16 protein-coding genes are annotated in these 18611 nt (G+C 71.0%); all 16 read right to left on the bottom strand.

Features of this window, described 5'->3' with window-relative positions:
• Positions 1–3: 3 nt before the first annotated feature.
• The gene (gene metK, locus ACZBH1_RS16000; RefSeq protein WP_336397972.1) at positions 4–1197 is read right to left on the bottom strand and encodes a methionine adenosyltransferase; all 1194 of its coding nucleotides are present in this window, start codon (positions 1195–1197) and stop codon (positions 4–6) included.
• 112 nt (positions 1198–1309) lie between these two features.
• Entirely contained in the window at positions 1310–1564 is a 255-nt protein-coding gene (gene rpoZ, locus ACZBH1_RS15995) for a DNA-directed RNA polymerase subunit omega (protein WP_194398411.1), read from the bottom strand.
• Between the two features lie 89 nt (positions 1565–1653).
• On the bottom strand, positions 1654–2595 hold the full coding sequence (gene gmk / locus ACZBH1_RS15990; protein WP_452324363.1) for a guanylate kinase: 942 nt from the start codon (positions 2593–2595) through the stop codon (positions 1654–1656).
• Between the two features lies 1 nt (position 2596).
• Positions 2597–3430 carry an orotidine-5'-phosphate decarboxylase gene (gene pyrF, locus ACZBH1_RS15985; protein ID WP_336397974.1) on the bottom strand — a complete coding sequence of 278 codons (834 nt, stop codon included), beginning with the start codon at positions 3428–3430 and terminating at the stop codon, positions 2597–2599.
• The gene (gene carB, locus ACZBH1_RS15980; protein ID WP_378880799.1) at positions 3427–6714 is read right to left on the bottom strand and encodes a carbamoyl-phosphate synthase large subunit; all 3288 of its coding nucleotides are present in this window, start codon (positions 6712–6714) and stop codon (positions 3427–3429) included. Before carB ends, pyrF begins: the two co-directional genes overlap by 4 nt.
• Positions 6707–7864, bottom strand: a complete 1158-nt coding sequence (carA, locus tag ACZBH1_RS15975; RefSeq protein ID WP_336397976.1) for a glutamine-hydrolyzing carbamoyl-phosphate synthase small subunit — start codon at positions 7862–7864, stop codon at positions 6707–6709. The genes carB and carA overlap by 8 nt, the downstream gene beginning before the upstream one ends.
• The gene (locus ACZBH1_RS15970) at positions 7861–8370 is read right to left on the bottom strand and encodes a PH-like domain-containing protein (protein ID WP_463646921.1); all 510 of its coding nucleotides are present in this window, start codon (positions 8368–8370) and stop codon (positions 7861–7863) included. The genes carA and ACZBH1_RS15970 overlap by 4 nt, the downstream gene beginning before the upstream one ends.
• The gene (locus ACZBH1_RS15965) at positions 8367–9677 is read right to left on the bottom strand and encodes a dihydroorotase (protein WP_463646920.1); all 1311 of its coding nucleotides are present in this window, start codon (positions 9675–9677) and stop codon (positions 8367–8369) included. The genes ACZBH1_RS15970 and ACZBH1_RS15965 overlap by 4 nt, the downstream gene beginning before the upstream one ends.
• Positions 9674–10687 (bottom strand): aspartate carbamoyltransferase catalytic subunit, encoded by a 1014-nt coding sequence (locus ACZBH1_RS15960; protein ID WP_378880806.1) that lies wholly within the window; start codon positions 10685–10687, stop codon positions 9674–9676. Before ACZBH1_RS15960 ends, ACZBH1_RS15965 begins: the two co-directional genes overlap by 4 nt.
• Positions 10684–11214 carry a bifunctional pyr operon transcriptional regulator/uracil phosphoribosyltransferase PyrR gene (gene pyrR, locus ACZBH1_RS15955; RefSeq protein WP_336397980.1) on the bottom strand — a complete coding sequence of 177 codons (531 nt, stop codon included), beginning with the start codon at positions 11212–11214 and terminating at the stop codon, positions 10684–10686. The genes ACZBH1_RS15960 and pyrR overlap by 4 nt, the downstream gene beginning before the upstream one ends.
• 118 nt (positions 11215–11332) lie before the next feature.
• A complete protein-coding gene (locus ACZBH1_RS15950; protein WP_336397981.1) occupies positions 11333–11869 on the bottom strand; it encodes a DoxX family protein in 537 nt (178 codons plus the stop codon).
• 171 nt (positions 11870–12040) lie between these two features.
• Positions 12041–13609 carry a Rieske 2Fe-2S domain-containing protein gene (locus ACZBH1_RS15945; protein ID WP_378880809.1) on the bottom strand — a complete coding sequence of 523 codons (1569 nt, stop codon included), beginning with the start codon at positions 13607–13609 and terminating at the stop codon, positions 12041–12043.
• Between the two features lie 101 nt (positions 13610–13710).
• Entirely contained in the window at positions 13711–16962 is a 3252-nt protein-coding gene (locus tag ACZBH1_RS15940; protein WP_463646919.1) for a DEAD/DEAH box helicase, read from the bottom strand.
• A 58-nt stretch (positions 16963–17020) separates the two neighbouring features.
• Positions 17021–17431 carry a transcription antitermination factor NusB gene (nusB, locus tag ACZBH1_RS15935; protein ID WP_378880815.1) on the bottom strand — a complete coding sequence of 137 codons (411 nt, stop codon included), beginning with the start codon at positions 17429–17431 and terminating at the stop codon, positions 17021–17023.
• A gap of 18 nt (positions 17432–17449) precedes the next feature.
• Positions 17450–18010, bottom strand: a complete 561-nt coding sequence (gene efp, locus ACZBH1_RS15930) for an elongation factor P (RefSeq protein WP_336397984.1) — start codon at positions 18008–18010, stop codon at positions 17450–17452.
• A gap of 115 nt (positions 18011–18125) precedes the next feature.
• Entirely contained in the window at positions 18126–18584 is a 459-nt protein-coding gene (locus ACZBH1_RS15925; protein WP_378880819.1) for a type II 3-dehydroquinate dehydratase, read from the bottom strand.
• Between the last annotated feature and the right edge of the window lie 27 nt (positions 18585–18611).

The following is an 18611-nucleotide window of genomic DNA, read 5'->3' as shown; positions in this document are numbered from 1 at the left end:
CAGTCAGAGCCCGGCGGCCGCGCGCAGCGCGTCTGCGCGGTCGGTGCGCTCCCACGTGAAGTCGGGCAGCTCCCGCCCGAAATGGCCGTACGCCGCCGTCTGCGCGTAGATCGGGCGCAGCAGATCGAGCTGGTCGATGATGGCCTTCGGACGCAGGTCGAAGACCTCGAGGATGGCCCGCGTAATCACCTCGTCGGCCACCGTGCCGGTGCCGAACGTCTCGACGTACAGTCCCACGGGCTTGGCCTTGCCGATGGCGTACGCCACCTGCACCTCCAGCCGCTCGGCGAGACCGGCGGCGACCGCGTTCTTCGCGACCCAGCGCATCGCGTACGCGCCGGAGCGGTCGACCTTCGACGGGTCCTTGCCGCTGAACGCACCGCCGCCGTGACGGGCGGCGCCGCCGTAGGTGTCGATGATGATCTTGCGCCCGGTGAGGCCGGCGTCGCCCTTGGGCCCGCCGATCACGAAGGGCCCCGCGGGGTTGATGTAGAACTTCACGTCGGCGAGGTCGAGCCCCGTCGCCTCGAGCACGGGGTCGATCACCTCGGCCCGCACGGCGGCGCGCAGCGCCTTCTGCGAGATGTCGGGGTGGTGCTGCGTGGACAGCACGACCGAGTCGACCGTTCTGGGGGTGTGGCCCTCGTAGCCGAGCGTGACCTGCGTCTTGCCGTCGGGCCGCAGGAACGGCAGCTCGCCGGAGCGGCGCACCTCGGCGAGGCGCTCGGCCATGCGGTGAGCGGTCCAAGCGGCCATCGGCATGAGCTGCGGCGTCTCGGTCGTGGCGTAGCCGAACATGATGCCCTGGTCGCCCGCGCCCTGCAGGTCGTGAGGATCCTCCGAGCCGTCCTCGCGCCGCTCGAACGCCTTGTCGACGCCGGCGGCGATGTCGGAGGACTGCGCGCCGATCGACACGCTCACGCCGCACGAGTCGCCGTCGAAGCCGGTCTCGCTCGAGGTGTACCCGATCCGGTTGACGACGTCGCGCACGATGGCCGGGATCTCGACGTACGCCGAGGTGGACACCTCGCCCGCGACGTGGACCAGCCCGGTGGTCACCAGCGTCTCGACCGCGACGCGTCCGTCGGCGTCGTCGGTGAGGATCGCGTCGAGGATCGAGTCCGAGATCTGGTCGCAGATCTTGTCGGGGTGCCCCTCGGTGACGGACTCGGACGTGAACAGACGCAGTTCGGTCATCGATGCTCCAGTTGTCGGGCCTCGGACGCGGACGTGGGCGCCGAGGGGGCGGACACCAGTATGCCCCCGTGGACGGACATCTCCGTCGACGGGGGCATCAGGGTGTCACAGGTCACTCGAGGTGGCGAAGGCGCAGCTTGTCCTCGTGGATCTCGTGCAGCGCGATCGTCAGCGGCTTGTCCTCGACCGTCGAGTCCACGAGCGGACCGACGTTGTCGAAGAGGTTGCCCTCGTGCAGGTCGGAGTAGTAGTCGTTGATCTGGCGCGCGCGCTTGGCCGCGTAGATCACGAGCTGGTACTTCGAGTCGACCTTCTCGAGCAGGCTGTCGATGGGGGGCTCGATGATGCCCTGGTTCGTTCCGGCCATGGCGAAACCTCCTGGATCGGATGGAAGGAGTGGGAGTCTGCGGGCCTCGGGTGCCGAGGCATCCCACTAGTCTACGGGACGGGCCGCTGTCAGTGCGCGAGGGCGGCGACCTCGGCGGCGGCGCGGGCCACGTCGTCGTTCACGACGCGGTAGTCGAACTCGCTCTGCGACGCCAGCTCGGTCTTGGCGGTCCGCAGACGCCGTGCGCGTTCGGCGGCGTCCTCCGTGCCGCGACCCACGAGGCGCTGGACGAGCTCGTCCCAGCTCGGCGGCAGCAGGAACACCAGGGTCGCCGACGGGTCGGCCTCGCGCACCTGCCGCGCGCCCTGGAGGTCTATCTCGAGCAGGACGGTGCGTCCGGCGGCGAGAGCCTTCTCGATCGGGCCGCGCGGCGTGCCGTAGCGGTACGCGTTGTGGACCGTCGCGTGCTCGAGCAGCTCGCCGCCTTCGACCATGCGATCGAACTCGGCGTCGTCGACGAAGAAGTAGTGCTCGCCGTCGACCTCGCCCGGGCGCGGCGCGCGCGTGGTCGCCGAGACCGAGAGGTGGATGTCGGGGTGGTGCTCCTTGATGTAGGCGGCGACCGTCCCCTTGCCGACGGCCGTCGGACCGGCCAGCACCACGAGGCGGCTGCGGCCGCCGCGGGGCTCCAGCTCCGGCCAGCGGGTGTCGAGGAATCGCCGCAGATCCTCGCGCTGGCGCGAGCCGAGGCCGCCCAGACGCTTGACCGGCGAGATCTCGAGGTCGTGGAGGATGCGGTCGCGCTTGCCCTCGCCGATCGCGGGGATCGCGGTGAGGAACTCGGGCACGCGCATCGCGCCCGCCGGTGATGAGGGGTCGGCGAGGGCGCGCCGCAGGAGCTCCTGCGGCGTGATCACCCGCATCGCGACGTCCTTCTTCAGTGCGGCGCGCTCGCGGCGGGCGGCGACGGCACGGCGGGATGCCGCCGCACGGTCGACCTCGGGCGGCCGCCCAGGTGCGCCGGAGGCATGGGGCGAAGCCCCATTGGGTACAGTGCGCGAATCGGGCATGTCACTCACCACGGTAGAGAAGGGCGCGCTCGGAGATGCGCGCGGCGAGCCGGTCGGGTCCGGCAGCCAGGATGCTGCGGCTCTCCGACGCTATCACCGCTTGCGACAGCGCGCCGAAGCGCGCGCGGAGCTGGTGCGGCTCGGCGCCCTGGTGCCCGAAGCCGGGACCCAGGATCGGCGCCACCGGGGAGAACGGCCGGAGCCCGGCATCCGCCCAGTCCACGGTGCCCCCGACGACGAAGCCGAGGCTCCCCCACCGGCCGTCCGGCGTCACGGCGGCGTTGCGCGCGGAGACCTCCCGCACGATGGCGGCGGAGACGGTCTCGCCGCCCGCGTGATGCGCGCGCTGCAGGGTCAGCGCCTCGGGATTGCTGGTCGCGGCGAGCACGAAGACGCCCTTGCCGTGGCGCTGCGCGAGCTCGAACGTGCCCTCCAGCGCCCCGACGCCGAGGAACGGGCTCACCGTGACCGCGTCCGCCTCCAGAGGCGACCCGGGTTCGAGCCACGCCTCGGCGTACGCGTCCATCGTCGAGCCGATGTCGCCGCGCTTGGCGTCGGCGATGACCACGAGCCCGGCCTCGCGGCCGGCGGCGAGCACGTCCTCCAGCGCGGCGATCCCCGCCGATCCGAAGCGCTCGAAGAACGACACCTGCGGCTTGACCACGGCCACGCGTCCCGCGGCGGCCTCCACCACGCGGAGGCCGAACTCGCGCACGCCCGCGGGCGAGGCATCCAGCCCCCACTCGGCGAGCAGGTGCGCGTGCGGGTCGATGCCGACGCACAGCTGCCCGTGCGCCGCCATCTCGGCGCGGATGCGCTCGCCGAATGAGGTCATGCGTCCGCCCGCCGGTCGGCGGCGTACTCCTGCAGGCTCTTCACGTCGAAGCCGTCGCGCAGCACCGGCAGCGCGCTGACCGCCGCTCCGAGGACGGCCATCGTGGTGAACAGCGCCTTGTCGCCGGCGACGGCCGCGGCGCGGATCTCGTAGCCGTCGGCGCGCGCCGCTCCTCCCGAGGGGGTGTTCACGACGATGTCGATCTCGCCGGCGTTGATGAGGTCGACGATGTTCGTGTCGCCGGAGCCGTGCGTCTCGGAGTACTTGCGGACGACGTCGACCGCGATGCCGTTGCGGGCGAGGATCTCGGCGGTGCCCTCCGTGGCGACGAGGTCGAAGCCCAGCTCCTGCAGCCGGTGGGCGGGCAGGATCACGGCGCGCTTGTCGCTGTCGGCCACCGAGATGAACACGGTGCCCGACTGCGGCATGCCGCCGTAGGCCGCCTCCTGGGACTTCGCGAACGCGGTCGGGAAGTCGCGGTCGATCCCCATCACCTCGCCCGTGGAGCGCATCTCGGGGCCGAGGACCGAGTCCACCGTCTGGCCGTCCGCCGTGCGGAACCGCTTGAACGGCAGCACGGCCTCCTTGACGGCGACCGGGGCGTCCAGGGGCACGCGCGAGCCGTCCTGCTCGGGCAGCATGCCCTCGCCCCGCAGCTCGGCGATCGTCGCGCCGGCCATGACGCGTGCGGCGGCCTTGGCCAGCGGGATGCCCAGCGCCTTCGACACGAACGGCACCGTGCGGCTGGCGCGCGGGTTCGCCTCGATGACGTAGAGGACGCCGGCCGAGATGGCGAACTGCACGTTGAGCAGGCCCCGCACGCCCACGCCCTCGGCGATGGCGCGCGTCGCCTCGCGCACGCGGTCGATGTCGGTGCGTCCGAGGCTCACCGGCGGCAGCGTGCACGACGAGTCGCCGGAGTGGATGCCGGCCTCCTCGAGGTGCTCCATCACGCCGCCGATGTAGAGCTCCTCACCGTCGAACAGCGCGTCGACGTCGATCTCGATGGCGTCGTCGAGGAACCGGTCCACGAGCAGCGGAAGGCCGGGGCCGATGATGGCCTGGTCGGCGATGCGCACGAAGTAGTCGCGCAGCGCCTCGGTCGAGTACACGATCTCCATGCCGCGGCCGCCCAGCACGAAGCTCGGGCGCACGAGGACCGGGTAGCCGATCTCCTCGGCCACGGCGACAGCGCCCTCGACGTCGATCGCGGTGCCGTTGCGCGGCGCGACGAGCCCGGCGTCGTCGAGCAGGCGCGAGAACTGCTCGCGCTCCTCCGCCAGGTCGATCGCTGCGGGCTTCGTGCCGAGGATCGTGTAGCCGGCCTCCTCGATGCCCTTGGCCAGGCCCAGCGGCGTCTGGCCGCCGAGCTGGCAGATGACGCCGAGGATCCTCCCCGACCGGGACTCCGCGTGCAGCACCTCCAGCACGTCCTCGAGCGTCAGCGGCTCGAAGTAGAGGCGGTCGGAGGTGTCGTAGTCGGTCGAGACCGTCTCGGGGTTGCAGTTGACCATGATGGTCTCGTAGCCGGCGTCGGCGAGCGCGAACGACGCGTGCACGCACGAGTAGTCGAACTCGACGCCCTGCCCGATGCGGTTGGGGCCCGAGCCGATGATGACGACCTTGGTGCGCTCGGAGGCGGACACCTCGGTCTCGGCGTCGTAGCTGGAGTAGTGGTAGGGCGTGAGCGCCGGGAACTCCCCCGCGCAGGTGTCGACGGTCTTGTAGACCGGGCGGATGCCCAGCCCGTGGCGGACGCCCCGCACCTCGGCCTCCGTGTCGCCGCGCAGCTGCGCGATCTGGGCGTCGCTGAAGCCGTGCTCCTTCGCGATGCGGAGGGTGGCGGCATCCAACTCCCCCGCCCGGCGCACGAACTCGGCGACCTCGTTGATGAGCACGATCTGGTCGAGGAACCACGGGTCGATCTTGGTGGCGTCGAAGGCCTGCTCGACGGTGGCCCCCTTGCGAAGCGCCTGCTGCAGGACGACGATGCGGCCGTCGGTGGGCGTCTTCGCGATCTCCAGGAGCTCGGCCACCGACCGGTCCTCGTCGCCCCAGTGGAAGCTCGAGCCGCGCTTCTCGAGCGAGCGGAGCGCCTTCTGCAGGGCCGTGGCGTAGTTGCGACCGATCGCCATGGCCTCGCCGACCGACTTCATGGTGGTCGTGAGCGTGGTGTCGGCGGCCGGGAACTTCTCGAAGTTGAAGCGCGGGACCTTTACCACGATGTAGTCCAGCGTCGGTTCGAAGCTCGCCGGCGTCACCTTCGTGATGTCGTTGGGAATCTCGTCGAGGCGGTAGCCGATCGCCAGCTTCGCGGCGATCTTCGCGATGGGGAATCCCGTCGCCTTCGAGGCCAGCGCCGACGAGCGCGACACGCGCGGGTTCATCTCGATGACGATGATGCGCCCGGTCGCGGGGTCGACGGCGAACTGGATGTTGCACCCGCCGGTGTCGACGCCGACGGCCCGGATGATGTCGATGCCGATGTCGCGGAGCTTCTGGTACTCGCGGTCGGTGAGGGTGAGAGCGGGGGCGACGGTGATCGAGTCGCCGGTGTGGACGCCGACCGGGTCGACGTTCTCGATGGAGCAGACGACGACCGTGTTGTCGGCGGTGTCGCGCATGAGCTCGAGCTCGTACTCCTTCCACCCGAGGATGGACTCCTCCAGGAGCACCTCGTTCGTGGGCGAGTCGTGCAGGCCGGCACCGCCGATGCGGCGGAGGTCGGCCTCGTCGTACGCGAAGCCCGAGCCGAGGCCGCCCATCGTGAAGGACGGACGCACCACCAGCGGGTATCCGAGCTTCTCCGCGCCCTCGATCAGGTCGTCCATCGAGTGGCAGATGACGGACTGGGCCACGTCGGCGCCCGCCTCGAGGACGAGCTCCTTGAAGATCTGGCGGTCCTCGCCCTTGCGGATGGCGTCGACCTTCGCGCCGATGAGCTCGACGCCGTACTTGTCCAGGATGCCGCGATCGTGGAGAGCCATCGCCGCGTTGAGGGCGGTCTGCCCGCCGAGCGTCGGCAGGATGGCGTCCGGCTTCTCCTTGGCGAGGATCGTCTCGATCACCTCGGGGGTGATCGGCTCGATGTAGGTGGCATCGGCGAAGTCGGGGTCGGTCATGATCGTGGCCGGGTTGGGGTTGACCAGGATGACCCGGATGCCCTCTTCGCGCAGCACGCGGCAGGCCTGCGTGCCGGAGTAGTCGAACTCGGCCGCCTGGCCGATGACGATCGGACCGGATCCGATGACGAGGACGGAGTGGATGTCGTCGCGCTTAGGCATTCTTCTTGGTCTCCAGGGTCGCGACGACCAGGTCGCGGAAGCGGTCGAACAGGTAATTGGCGTCGTGCGGGCCGGCCGCCGCCTCGGGGTGGTACTGGACCGAGAACGCCGGGATGTCCAGCGCGCGCAGTCCCTCGACGACCTGGTCGTTCAGGCCGACATGGCTCACCTCGATGCGGCCGTAGCCGTTCGGGCTGTCGAACGCGCCCTCGACCGGGGCGTCGACGGCGAAACCGTGGTTGTGCGCGGTGATCTCGACGCGGCCGGTGGCCTTGTCGAGGACCGGCTGGTTGATCCCGCGGTGGCCGAACGGCAGCTTGTACGTGCCGAGTCCGAGGGCGCGCCCCAGCAGCTGATTGCCGAAGCAGATGCCGAAGAACGGCAGGCCGTCGTCGAGGACGCCGCGGAGGAGGTCGACGTGATCCCCCGAGGCGGCGGGGTCGCCGGGGCCGTTCGAGTAGAACACCGCGACCGGGTCGATCGCGCGGATGTCGTCGATGGAGACGTCCTGCGGCAGCACGTGGACGTCGAAGCCCCGTGCCGCGAGGTTGTCGACCGTGGCCCGCTTGACGCCGAGGTCGAGCACCGCGAGGTTGCCGATCCGCTCCCCCGTCGCCTTCGTGACCTCGGCGGCCGCGACCGACACCTCGGCCGAGAGGTTCCGGCCCGCCATCTCGGGCGCCTCGCGGACGAGGCGCAGCTGCTCCTCCGGGTCGATTCCCGCGGCCTCGCCGGAGAAGACGCCGCCGCGCATGCTTCCGGCCGACCGGATGTGGCGCGTGACGGCGCGCGTGTCGATGCCGCTGATGCCGACCACGCCGTCGTTCACGAGCGCGTCGTCGAGCGACTCGTCGGCCCGCCAGTTCGACACCACGCGCGAGGGGTCGCGCACGATGTACCCGGACACCCAGATGCGCCGTGACTCGGGGTCCTCGCGGTTCATGCCGGTGTTGCCGATGTGGGGAGCGGTCTGCAGCACGATCTGGCCCGCGTACGAGGGGTCGGTGAGGGTCTCCTGGTAGCCGGTCATCCCGGTGGAGAAGACGACCTCGCCGAGTGTCGTGCCGATGGCACCGTAGGCGCGCCCGACGTGGCGGGTGCCGTCCTCGAGCACCAGGACGGCGGGGTCGGTCTGGAAGAGGGAGTTCATGCGCGTGTTCCCGTCTGGGTCGGGGGAAGGATGGTGGCCATGGCGTCGGCGAGGGCGCGGGCGGAGGCATCCTGAGGTCGGAAGTAGGAGTCGACGACGGTGCCGTCGTCGAGGCGCCAGGCGAGGCGGACGAGGCCGTCGCGCTCGACCACGCGGTCGATCGCCACCGTCGCCTGCGCGACGTCCTGGATCCGGTCGGCGGCGAGGAAGACCCGCGGCCTGCCGGTCACGTCGAGGGCGATGCCGGCGTCGGTCACCGTGACGTCGGACCGCGAGCGGAAGCCCAGGCCGCCGATGGCGAGGCGCTCCAGCGGCTGGCCGTGCCGGGTGGTCGCCACGTAGAGCGCGGGCCACGACGAACGGGTGGTGGCGCCCGGGGGGATCTCGCCCACGGGAGCGGCGAGATGCGCGTCACGACGGGTGCGTCGTCGCCATGCCCAGACGAGCAGGGCGAGGAGCACGACCGTGACGGCGACGATGATGCCCAGTGCGCCTTCACGGGTCATCCGCGGACCCCCGGTGCGTCCAGGAGGACGCCGTCGGCGACCGTGGCCGTGCCGCCGTGGAGGGTCCACCGCACGTCGCCCGGGAGTTCCCGCCCGAGGTAGGGCGAGTTGACGCTGCGGCCGCGGAGGTCACCGGCGGTGAAGGTGCGCCGCGGCGAGGGGTCGTAGAACGTCAGGGAGGCGGGCTGGCCCTCGGTGAGCGGAGTGCCGTGGCCCGAGAGCCGGCCGATGCGCGCGGGCTCCCGCGACATGACCCGTGCGACGTCTCCCCAGGTGATGAGACCCGTGTCGACCATCGACTGCTGCACGACCCGCAGCGCGCTCTCCAGCCCCACCATGCCGTTCGCGGCCGCGTGCCACTCGCAGGCCTTCGCCTCCGCCGGATGCGGCGCGTGATCGGTGGCGACGATGTCGATCGTGCCGTCGGCCAGGCCCTCGCGCACCGCGATCACGTCCTCCTCGCGGCGCAGCGGCGGGTTCACCTTGAAGCGCGCGTCGTAGTCGCGCACCAGTTCGTCGGTGAGGAGGAGGTGGTGGGGGGTGACCTCGGCGGTGACGTCGACGCCCCGCTTCTTGGCCCAGCGGATGATCTCGACCGAACCGGCCGTCGACAGGTGGCACACGTGCAGGCGCGAGCCGACGTGCTCGGCGAGGAGGACGTCGCGCGCGATGATCGACTCCTCGGCGACGGCGGGCCAGCCGGCGAGGCCGAGCTCGGCCGACACGGCGCCCTCGTTCATCTGGGCGCCCTCGGTCAGCCGGGGGTCCTGGGCGTGCTGCGCGATGACGCCGTCGAACGCCTTCACGTACTCGAGGGCGCGCCGCATGATGAGCGGGTCCCACACGCAGAAGCCGTCGTCGCTGAAGACGCGCACGCGGGCGCGGGAGTCCGCCATCGCGCCGAGCTCGGCCAGGCGCTCGCCCTTCTGCCCGACGGTGACGGCACCGATCGGCTGCACGGTGACGTACCCGGCGGCCTCGCCGAGGGCGAGCTCCTGTTCGACGACGCCGGCGGTGTCGGCGACCGGTGAGGTGTTCGGCATCGCGAAGACGGCCGTGTAGCCGCCGGCGGCGGCGGCGCGGGACCCGGTGAGGATCGTCTCGGATGCCTCGTACCCGGGCTCGCGGAGATGCGTGTGCAGGTCGACCAGGCCGGGGAGAAGGACGAGCCCGCCGACGTCGACCGTCGTCGCGCCGATGCGGCTCAGGCCGGCGCCGATCTCGGCGATCACACCGTCCGAGACGATCACGTCGGCGGCGCCGCTGCCCTCGATCAGCGCTCCGCGGAAGAGGAAGGTCTCGCTCATCGGGTGTTCTCCTTCGCTGTGCGATCCGCCGCGGGGATGTCCGTCGCAGGGATGTCGTCGGCCGTGGTGCGCTCCGCTCCCGCCAGCAGCAGGTAGAGCGCGGCCATGCGCACCGAGACGCCGTTCGCCACCTGCTCGAGCACAGTCGAGCGCGGCGAATCGGCGGCTTCGGCGGAGATCTCCAGGCCCCGGTTCATGGGTCCGGGGTGCATGACAATGCTATCGGCTCCGAGCGCGGCCAGGCGGCGTGCGTCCAGGCCCCAGCGGCGCGAATACTCCCGTTCAGTAGGGAAATACGCCGCGTTCATGCGCTCCAGCTGGATGCGGAGCATCATGAGGGCGTCCGGAGCGCCGGAGATCGCCTCGTCGAGGTCGTACACGACCGACACGGGCCACCCGGACATGTCCTGCGGGACGAGCGTGGGCGGGGCGACGAGCGTGACCGCGGCGCCCAGCGTGTTCAGCAGCCAGACGTTCGAACGCGCGACGCGGGAGTGCAGGATGTCGCCGACGATGGCGACCTTGACCCCGGCGAGGTCGCGTCCGCGGCTCTCCCGGCCGAAGCGGCGCCTGCGGATCGTGAACGCGTCGAGCAGGGCCTGCGTGGGATGCTCGTGGGTGCCGTCGCCGGCGTTGACCACGCCGGCGCTGATCCACCCGCTCGTGGCCAGCGTGCGCGGGGCGCCGGAGGCACCGTGACGGATGACGACGGCATCCGCCCCCATCGCCTGCAGCGTCTGCGCCGTGTCCTGCAGCGACTCCCCCTTGGAGACGCTCGAGCCCTTCGCGGAGAAGTTGATGACGTCGGCGGACAGGCGCTTGGCGGCCGCCTCGAACGAGATGCGCGTCCGCGTCGAGTCCTCGAAGAAGAGGTTGACGACGGTCTTGCCGCGCAGCGTCGGCAGCTTCTTCACCTCGCGCTGCTGGGTGTCGGCCATGTCCTCGGCGACGTCGAGCACGCGCAGGGCGTCCTCGCGGCCGAGCGTCTGGGTGTCCAGGAGGTGCCTCATGACTCGATCGTCACCTCCTCGCGGCCGTCGGTCTCGGTGAGACGGACGTTCACCCGCTCGTCGCGCGCACTCGGGAGGTTCTTCCCGACGAAGTCGGGGCGGATGGGCAGCTCGCGGTGGCCCCGGTCGACGAGGGTCGCCAGGCGCACGGCCGCCGGTCGTCCGATGTCCTGCAGGGCATCCAGCGCCGCCCGGATGCTCCGGCCCGAGAACAGCACGTCGTCGACGAGCACGACCACCTTGCCGTCGATGCCGCCCGCGGGGATCTGGGTGGGCTGGGGTGCGCGCGTGGGGTTGCGGTGCAGATCGTCGCGGTACATCGTCACGTCCAGCGCGCCGACGGCGACCGAAGCTCCGCCGAACTGCTCGACGAGCGCGCCGATGCGGTGGGCGAGCGTGACGCCGCGGGTGGGGATGCCGAGGAGGACGAGGCCGTCGGGGCCTCTGTTGGACTCGAGGATCTCGTGCGAGATCCGAGTCAGTGCCCGGGCGATGTCGGCCTCGTGCAGCACGGTGCGCGTGCTCATCCGGCTCCCTTCTCCGCCTCACAGGACGGTGTTAAAGGTTGCTGCGATCGTCGTCCATCCTACGGCACGGCGAAGGCCGGCCCCGTACGGGACCGGCCTTCACGCGGTGGAGGCGACGTCAGTGCCTGGCAGCAGGACCGCGCAGGACGCGGGATGCCACCACGAGGGCGGCGGCGATCAGCACGACGTTCTTGAAGATGTACTGGCCGGTCAGCGTCGGACCGACCGGGCCGAAGACCTCCGCGGGCAGCAGGACGATCGGCGACAGGATGCCGACGAACGCCAGCGCCAGCACCACGAGGCCGATTCGGGCGAAAGCGCCGCCGGCGATGAGCAGGGCTCCGGCGAGCACCTCGATGACGGCGGTCGCGATCAACGCGGCCTGGCCGCTGACCATGCCGAACGTGAGCTTCTCCCACGTGGCGCTCACCAGCGCCTCGACGGGGCTCACGCCGGGGATCAGCTTCAGCGCGCCGAAGACGACGAAGACGGCTCCCAGCGCGACGCGCAGCGCCGGGATGCTCCAGCGCTGCAGCGACACCTTGAGCGCGGACTCCGCGCGTGCCTCGAGGGCGATCAGGGCGCGGAGCGGGTTCTGGCGGCCGGCGGACGCGGGAACGACGCCGGCGGCGCCGTGGACGGGGACGGTGGTCATGGCGTGACTCCTTCGGGTGTGATCGCCCGCGATGGCGGGCACGGTGATCAGGACCCGATCGGAGCCGCAGTGATACGCGCGCCCCGAGATTGACGCTCCTGCTACAGCCGCACCGACAGCAGACCGCCGTCTGGTTGTAGATGAGCTACAACCAGACGGCGGCGCGGTGGTTCAGGCGGCGGGCGTTGTCGCCGCGCGATCGTCCTCCACCTGCGACGCGCGGATCGGGTGTCCCTGGCTGGTGAGGCACTTGCCGCTGGCGAGGTCCCACTTCCAGTCGTGGAGCGAGCAGGTGAGCACGCCGTCCTCGATCTTCCCGGTCTTGGTGAGGTCCGCGCGCAGATGCGGGCACCGCCGCTGCACCAGCCAGTCGCCGAGCTGGGCGTCCTCGGTCTGGTCGGTCTGCTCGGCGTACCAGTTCTCGACGTACTCGATGCGGTCGCGCGAGAGGCACTTGAGGAAGGTCGTGAGGAACTCGTTGAACTTGCCGCTGCGGCCCACCTCGAACTGCATCGACAGGAAGATCGAGTTCGACCAGTCGATCTCGTGGTCGGCGATGTTGGTGGAGACGAGGTCGGCGGGGATCGTGTACCAGTAGATGCACTCCTCACCGGCATACTCCCGGACCTTCGCCTTCGGGAAATCGACGACCATGTCCAGCTCGCCGATGCGGAAGCGCACCACGCCGCCCACGCCGTTGCGGATCGTGCGGGCGCGGCGCAGCAGCGGCTCCCACCACTCCTTGATCGCCGCGAGCATCTCATCCGGCGCGAGCACCGGGGCCCGCGACGCCTCCTCCGCGCGGATCTCGTCCTGGCGGGAGTCGCGCTGCTCGGCGAGGTAGGCCCACTTGTCGTCGAAGATGCGGTCGATCTCGGCATCCGTGTACAGCGTCTGGGTGACCGTGAGCTCGCCGTCGTTCAGCTCGACGACCGTGCCGGGCACGAACTCGTAGCCCTTCTGATCGGGCCGGAGCTCTTTCATGTGCGCAAGGAACTCGCGCTGGTCGGTGAAGATCGAGTCGTTCTCGAGCCCCGTCCCGTTGTAGCGGAAGAGCTCCTCGCGCAGGAACATCGGGGGGCCGGCCATCGGGAAGACGTGCTCGGCGTCGACCTTCTCGATGTAGTACATCGCGCGCTTGTTCTGCGCGTCGCGCTTGAGCTTGGCGAAGTTCTGCTTGGCGTCCTGCGGCAGGTCGTAGACCATCGGCCACCAGATGGCGCCCGACACCTGGGTGAAGTACGCCTCCGGCTTGGAGAACGCCATCAGCTTCTCGAGATCCAGAGGGTGCGAGTCGTTCTGGTTCAGGATGCTGGCGGTCCCATCGTCGACGCTCAGCGACGAGTCGCCGATCGGGCCGTCACTCGGCGCGCGCAGCGGCGTCACCATCAGCTTGAGCGGTCCGAACTCCAGCGGCACGCCGGCCTGGGTGTAGATGATGTCGTCGTAGCCGAGCCTGCGGAGATCCTGCTCGAGGTCGTCCGTCGGGTACTCAGGCAGCAGCACCTTGATGGTCTTGGGCACGTACCGGTCCATGAGCGCCGGGTCGAAGTGGTCGCGGTGCCGGTGCGAGACGTAGAGGAAGTCGGCGTTGCCGAACCGCTCCCAGTCGAGTCCCCGGTTGTCGGGGAACGGGAACCACGACCCGAAGAAGGTCGGGCCGATCACAGGGTCGCAGAGGATGCTTCCCCCCGCCGTCTCGATGAACATTCCGGCGTGGCCGAGGCCCGTGATGCGCATGGGTGTCCTCCCGTGTCGAACCAGATGATTCTAGGCGAGGCTCGCGCGGGCACCTGTCGCACCGGCCGTGCAAAACCCGATCCACCCGCGTGTGCTCGTCCTCAGGCGTCGAACAGCCCGCGGATGTCGTCGGCGGTGAGCGCCTGCCCGAAGAGGGCGTCGTCGTCCATGACCGAGCGGAACAGCCGCGCCTTGCGCCGCTGCAGTGCCATCACCTTCTCCTCGATCGTGCCCGAGGCGATGAGGCGGTAGACCATGACGCTGCGGTGCTGGCCGATGCGGTGGGCGCGGTCCACGGCCTGCGCCTCGGCGGCCGGGTTCCACCACGGGTCGAGCAGGAAGACGTAATCGGCCTCGGTCAGCGTCAGGCCGAAGCCGCCGGCCTTCAGGCTGATGAGGAACACCGGGGCCTCTCCCCCGCGGAACGCGGCCACGGCGGCATCCCGATCCCGCGTGGACCCGTCGAGGTACGCGTAGGCCACCCCGCGCTTCTCCAGCTCGGCGGCGACGAGGCCGAGGAACGACGTGAACTGGCTGAACACGAGGGCCCGGTGACCCTCCGCGAGGGCCTCGTCCAGCTGCTCGAAGAGGGCGCCGAGCTTGCTCGGCGGGATGTTCGCGTGCGCGGGATCCACGAGCTCGGGTGCAAGGCTCAGCATCCGCAGCAGCGTGAGGGACCGGAACACGATGAAGCGGTTGCGATCCAGGTCCTCCAGGAGCCCGAGCACCTTCTGACGCTCGCGCTGCAGCACGGTGTCGTAGAGGGCGCGGTGGGCGGCGCCCAGCTCGATGCGGACCTCCTGCTCCTGCTTGGCAGGCAGGTCCGCGGCGACGAGCTCCTTCGTGCGCCGCAGCACGAGCGGCCGGATGCGTCGCCGCAGCCGGTCCAGCCGAGCGGCACGGTAGGCCCCGCCCTCCTGGTTCTCGGGCACCTTGCCCTTCTCGATGGGGCCCACGTACTCCTCGCGGAACCGCCGGGACGAGGCGAACAGGCCGGGTGCCGTGAGCGAGAGCAGCGCCCACAGCTCGGTCAGGCTGTTCTCCAGCGGGGTGCCGGTCACGGCGAAGACGACGTCGGTGCGGAGATCCCGTGCCGCGCGGTACGCCTGGGTGCGGCTGTTCTTGACGAACTGCGCCTCGTCGAGGATGAGACCGGCCCACTCCAGGCCGGCGAACTCGCGCTCGTCCAGCCGGAGCAGCGTGTACGACGTCACGACGACGTCGGCCGTGCCGGCGGCGTCGGCCGGCGACCGCCGCCGCTTGGCTCGCGTGGCGTCGACGACCTCGACCCGCAGGTCCGGCGTGAACCGCTCGCTCTCACTGCGCCACGTCGACAGCACCGAGGTGGGCGCAACGACCAGGAACGGGCGGGTCTCGCCGCTCTCGCGCGCGTGGGCGATGAGCGCCAGCAGCTGCAGCGTCTTGCCCAGGCCCATGTCGTCGGCGAGGATGCCGCCCAGCCGGTGCCGCCAGAGGAAGGCGAGCCAGTCGTACCCCGCCCGCTGATACGGCCGAAGCTCGGCGTGCAGAGCGGACGGGAGCGGCGCGGCCGGTACGCCGTCGGCATCGCGCAGCGCGTCGACCGTCTCACGCCAGGCCACCGCGGGTTCCGCTTCGTCGGCCAGATCCTCGAAGTCCGCCCACAGGGCCGTCTGATACCTGCTGATCCGGGGGCCGGCCTCCCACTCCTCGAGCTCGCCCGCCTCTTCGATGAGATCGCGCAGGCGTCGCAGCGAGGGGTGCGAGAGCGAGAAGTAGGCGCCGTCGCTGAGCAGGATCCGCCGGCGGCCGCGTGCGAGCGCGGTGAACAGCGTGCCGAAGGGGATCCGCCGGCCGTCGATCGTGACGACCACCCCCAGGTCGAACCAGTCGGAGTCGGTCGTCTCGACCGTGCGCACGCCGATGCGCGGGTCGCCGGTGAGCTCGCGGTACCGCGGGCGCTCGCCGGAGACCTCCACGCGGACGTCGGCGTCGGCCTCGAGCAGCGGCAGCAGCCGCGAGGAGAACTCGGCGGCGTCCAGGCCCGAGAGCGAGCCCGAGGAGGCGAAGTCCACCGGCGCGTGCTCGCTCCACAGCCCGTGGACCCGGGCGCGGATCTCCGACTCGGTCTCGGCGTCCCCGTCGTCGCCGGTGGCGTCGAAGCCGAGTTCCTTCCCGTCGTAGCGCCACGCCAGGGCGTACACGAGCCGGTGGTTCGGCTCGAAGTGGACGCGCAGCACGAGCTGCGGACGCGACGGTGCCGCCAGATCGATCCCGGGCGCCTCGACGCTCACGCGGCGCGCGATCCTCGGGAGATGGTCGCGGAGGAACTCGTCGGCCTCCTCGACGGGCACTCTGACGACCTCGCGCGCGCCGAGCAGCCGAGGCACCGGCTCGGGGAGCGCGACGGGCGCCAGCACGAGCTCGATCCGCTCTCGGGCGACGGCGAAGCGGTAGACGCCCGTGCGTCCCACCGGACGCACGGTGGCGGCATCCGCCCGCTCGCCGTCGATGGTGACCACCGGGGCGACGTCGAGGCCGCGCGCCGAGCGCCGGGCGTGGACGGCGACCGTCGCGGTGCTCGCGAGCGTCACCACGGTGCCCCGCTTCGTCGGGACGAGGGGGATGCCGCGGTCCGCCCCCGCGGCCAGATGCGGCCAGAGCAGGCTCGACTCGATGTCGTCGAGGGTGAGCCACTCCGAGACGTCGGAGAACGCACCGAAGGAGCGGACGTCCCGCCCGATGCTGTGGAGCTCGGCGAACCACCGCGCCTGCGCGGGGTCGAACGCGGTGCCGGGTCGGCGCAGCGCGTCCCACGAGACGGCGCCCTTGATCCACGCGTCGGACCGGTCCGATCTCTGGAGGGGGCGCAGCCCGACGAGCACGTCGGCGCCGAACTGGTGCAGGCCGCGCGGCGTCGCCGTCTCGACCCGTGCCGGCGCCCACGTGGAGGCGCCGCGGCGGACGCGCTGGCGCAGCTCGACACCCAGTGCGAGCGGCGCGTGCTCCGTCGGCGTGGGCGCCGAGGGGGCGAAGACCGCGCGCCACGACGTCCCCTCCCCAGCGGCAGGGGCGGACCCGGCGAGACGGTTGCTCGCCAGCAGCGTGGCGACGGTGTGCTTGCAGTCGAACTGCACGGGGCAGGTGCACGACGTCGCCGCGATCGGGCGGTCGGGACGCTGGGCGTCCAGGCGCACGCGGCAGCGGTAGGTGCGGCCGCCGCTTCCGGCGACCGCGGACTCGATGACGGACGTCGCCGGGTCCCACGACAGCTGCTGCACGGCGCCCTCGGCCAGATAGGCCCGGCCCCGCTCGAACGAGCCGGCGTCGGTGAGGCCGCGGATGTGCGACGGGTCGACGAACGGCGGGGTCACGGCATCCATCCTGGCAAGTGCTCCGGACAGTCGGGGCAGCCGGGCCGGCCGGGGTCGGTCAGGACGCGCGGGCGATGCGTGCGAGCACGCCGTGCACGAAGGCGCCCGAGTCGTCGGTGGAGAACTCCTTCGCCAGTTCCACGGCCTCGTCGATCGCGACGGCGGCAGGCACCTCGTCGTTGTACAGCAGCTCCCACGTGGCGATGCGCAGCACGGCGCGGTCGACGGCGGGCATGCGGGCGAGGGACCAGTCCTTCGCGAACGTCGTGATCTGCTCGTCGATCGCGTCCTGGTTGTCGATCACCCCGTCGACGATCTCACGGGCGTACAGCCACGAGGCCTGGCGTGCGGGCTCGCCGGCGGCGCGGCGCGCCTCGGCGGCGAGGATCGTCGCCGGCTGGTCGCCGCGGACGTCCGCCTGGAACAGGATGTCGAGCGCGCGTTTGCGCGCCTTCGAACGAGCGCTCATCGTCAGCAGCCGCCGACGTCAGTTGACGCGGCCGAGGTAGTCGCCCGTGCGGGTGTCGACCTTGACCTTCGTTCCGGTCTCGAGGAACAGCGGCACCTGGATCTCGTAACCGGTCTCGACGGTGGCAGGCTTGGTGCCGGCCGACGAGCGGTCGCCCTGCAGGCCCGGCTCGGTGTAGGTGATCTCCAGGACGACGGATGCCGGGAGCTCGACGTACAGCGGGTTGCCGTTGTTGAGCGCGATCTGCACCTGCTGGTTCTCGAGCAGGAAGTTCGCGGCGTCGCCGACGGTCGCCGCGCCGACCGTGATCTGGTCGTAGTCGGCGACGTCCATGAAGACGAAGCCCTCGCCGTCGTTGTAGAGGTAGGTGAAGTCGCGGCGGTCGACGTTCTCGAGCTCGACCTTGGCGCCGGCGTTGAACGTCTTGTCGACGACCTTGCCGGTCATGACGTTCTTGAGCTTGGTGCGCACGAACGCGCCGCCCTTGCCGGGCTTGACGTGCTGGAACTCCACGACGCTCCAGAGCTGACCGTCGATGTTGAGGACGACGCCGTTCTTGATGTCTGCGGTGGATGCCATGAGGGTGCGGGTCCGTTTCGTTCGAGAGGAGAGGGCGTCACGCCCGGCGAAGAGGCCGGGGGCCGGAGAGCGCCGACGGTCGATTCTACGGGATGCCCGGTCCCCCGCCGGTCCGTCAGCCCTCGGCCTGGCCTGTGACGGCGTCGATGAGAAGCTCCACCGCCCGGGCGTACCCGGGAACGCCCTCGCCGATCACGTGGACGATGGCGACGTCCGCGACGTACGAACGGTGACGGAACTCCTCGCGGGAGAGGATGTCGGAGATGTGCACCTCGGCGACGGGGAGCCCGACGCCGGACAGGGCGTCGCGCAGCACCACCGAGGTGTGCGTGAGCCCGCCCGGGTTGATGACGATGCCGGCGCAGTCCTCGCGGGCGGCGTGGATGGCATCCAGCAGCACGCCCTCGTGGTTGCTCTGCACGGCACGGACCTCGAAGCCGCGGCGGGCCGCGGCATCCGTCGTCACTCGCTCGACGTCGGCGAGCGTCGCCGTCCCGTACACGGCGGGCTCCCGGGTGCCCAGGAGGTTCAGGTTGGGGCCGTTGACGAGGAGCAGGCGGCGCGGAACGGTCACGCGCCCACCCTACCGGGGTGACGCCGC

The sequence above is a fragment of the Microbacterium sp. ZXT2-5 genome, from assembly GCF_055329545.1.
The sequence above is the reverse complement of the archived record's forward strand: the minus strand, read 5'-3'. Positions and strand labels throughout refer to the sequence as shown.

What these genes read in the sequence shown, in the direction of transcription:
- ACZBH1_RS15965 (WP_463646920.1), bottom strand. Translation starts at nt 9,677, where the DNA reads ATGAGCGAGACCTTCCTCTTCCGCGGAGCGCTGATCGAGGGCAGCGGC.
- ACZBH1_RS15950 (WP_336397981.1), bottom strand. Translation starts at nt 11,869, where the DNA reads ATGACCACCGTCCCCGTCCACGGCGCCGCCGGCGTCGTTCCCGCGTCC.
- pyrR (WP_336397980.1), bottom strand. Translation starts at nt 11,214, where the DNA reads ATGAGCACGCGCACCGTGCTGCACGAGGCCGACATCGCCCGGGCACTG.
- gmk (WP_452324363.1), bottom strand. Translation starts at nt 2,595, where the DNA reads ATGCCCGATTCGCGCACTGTACCCAATGGGGCTTCGCCCCATGCCTCC.
- pyrF (WP_336397974.1), bottom strand. Translation starts at nt 3,430, where the DNA reads ATGACCTCATTCGGCGAGCGCATCCGCGCCGAGATGGCGGCGCACGGG.
- rpoZ (WP_194398411.1), bottom strand. Translation starts at nt 1,564, where the DNA reads ATGGCCGGAACGAACCAGGGCATCATCGAGCCCCCCATCGACAGCCTG.
- metK (WP_336397972.1), bottom strand. Translation starts at nt 1,197, where the DNA reads ATGACCGAACTGCGTCTGTTCACGTCCGAGTCCGTCACCGAGGGGCAC.
- nusB (WP_378880815.1), bottom strand. Translation starts at nt 17,431, where the DNA reads ATGAGCGCTCGTTCGAAGGCGCGCAAACGCGCGCTCGACATCCTGTTC.
- ACZBH1_RS15945 (WP_378880809.1), bottom strand. Translation starts at nt 13,609, where the DNA reads ATGCGCATCACGGGCCTCGGCCACGCCGGAATGTTCATCGAGACGGCG.
- carB (WP_378880799.1), bottom strand. Translation starts at nt 6,714, where the DNA reads ATGCCTAAGCGCGACGACATCCACTCCGTCCTCGTCATCGGATCCGGT.
- ACZBH1_RS15970 (WP_463646921.1), bottom strand. Translation starts at nt 8,370, where the DNA reads ATGACCCGTGAAGGCGCACTGGGCATCATCGTCGCCGTCACGGTCGTG.
- carA (WP_336397976.1), bottom strand. Translation starts at nt 7,864, where the DNA reads ATGAACTCCCTCTTCCAGACCGACCCCGCCGTCCTGGTGCTCGAGGAC.
- efp (WP_336397984.1), bottom strand. Translation starts at nt 18,010, where the DNA reads ATGGCATCCACCGCAGACATCAAGAACGGCGTCGTCCTCAACATCGAC.
- ACZBH1_RS15960 (WP_378880806.1), bottom strand. Translation starts at nt 10,687, where the DNA reads ATGAGGCACCTCCTGGACACCCAGACGCTCGGCCGCGAGGACGCCCTG.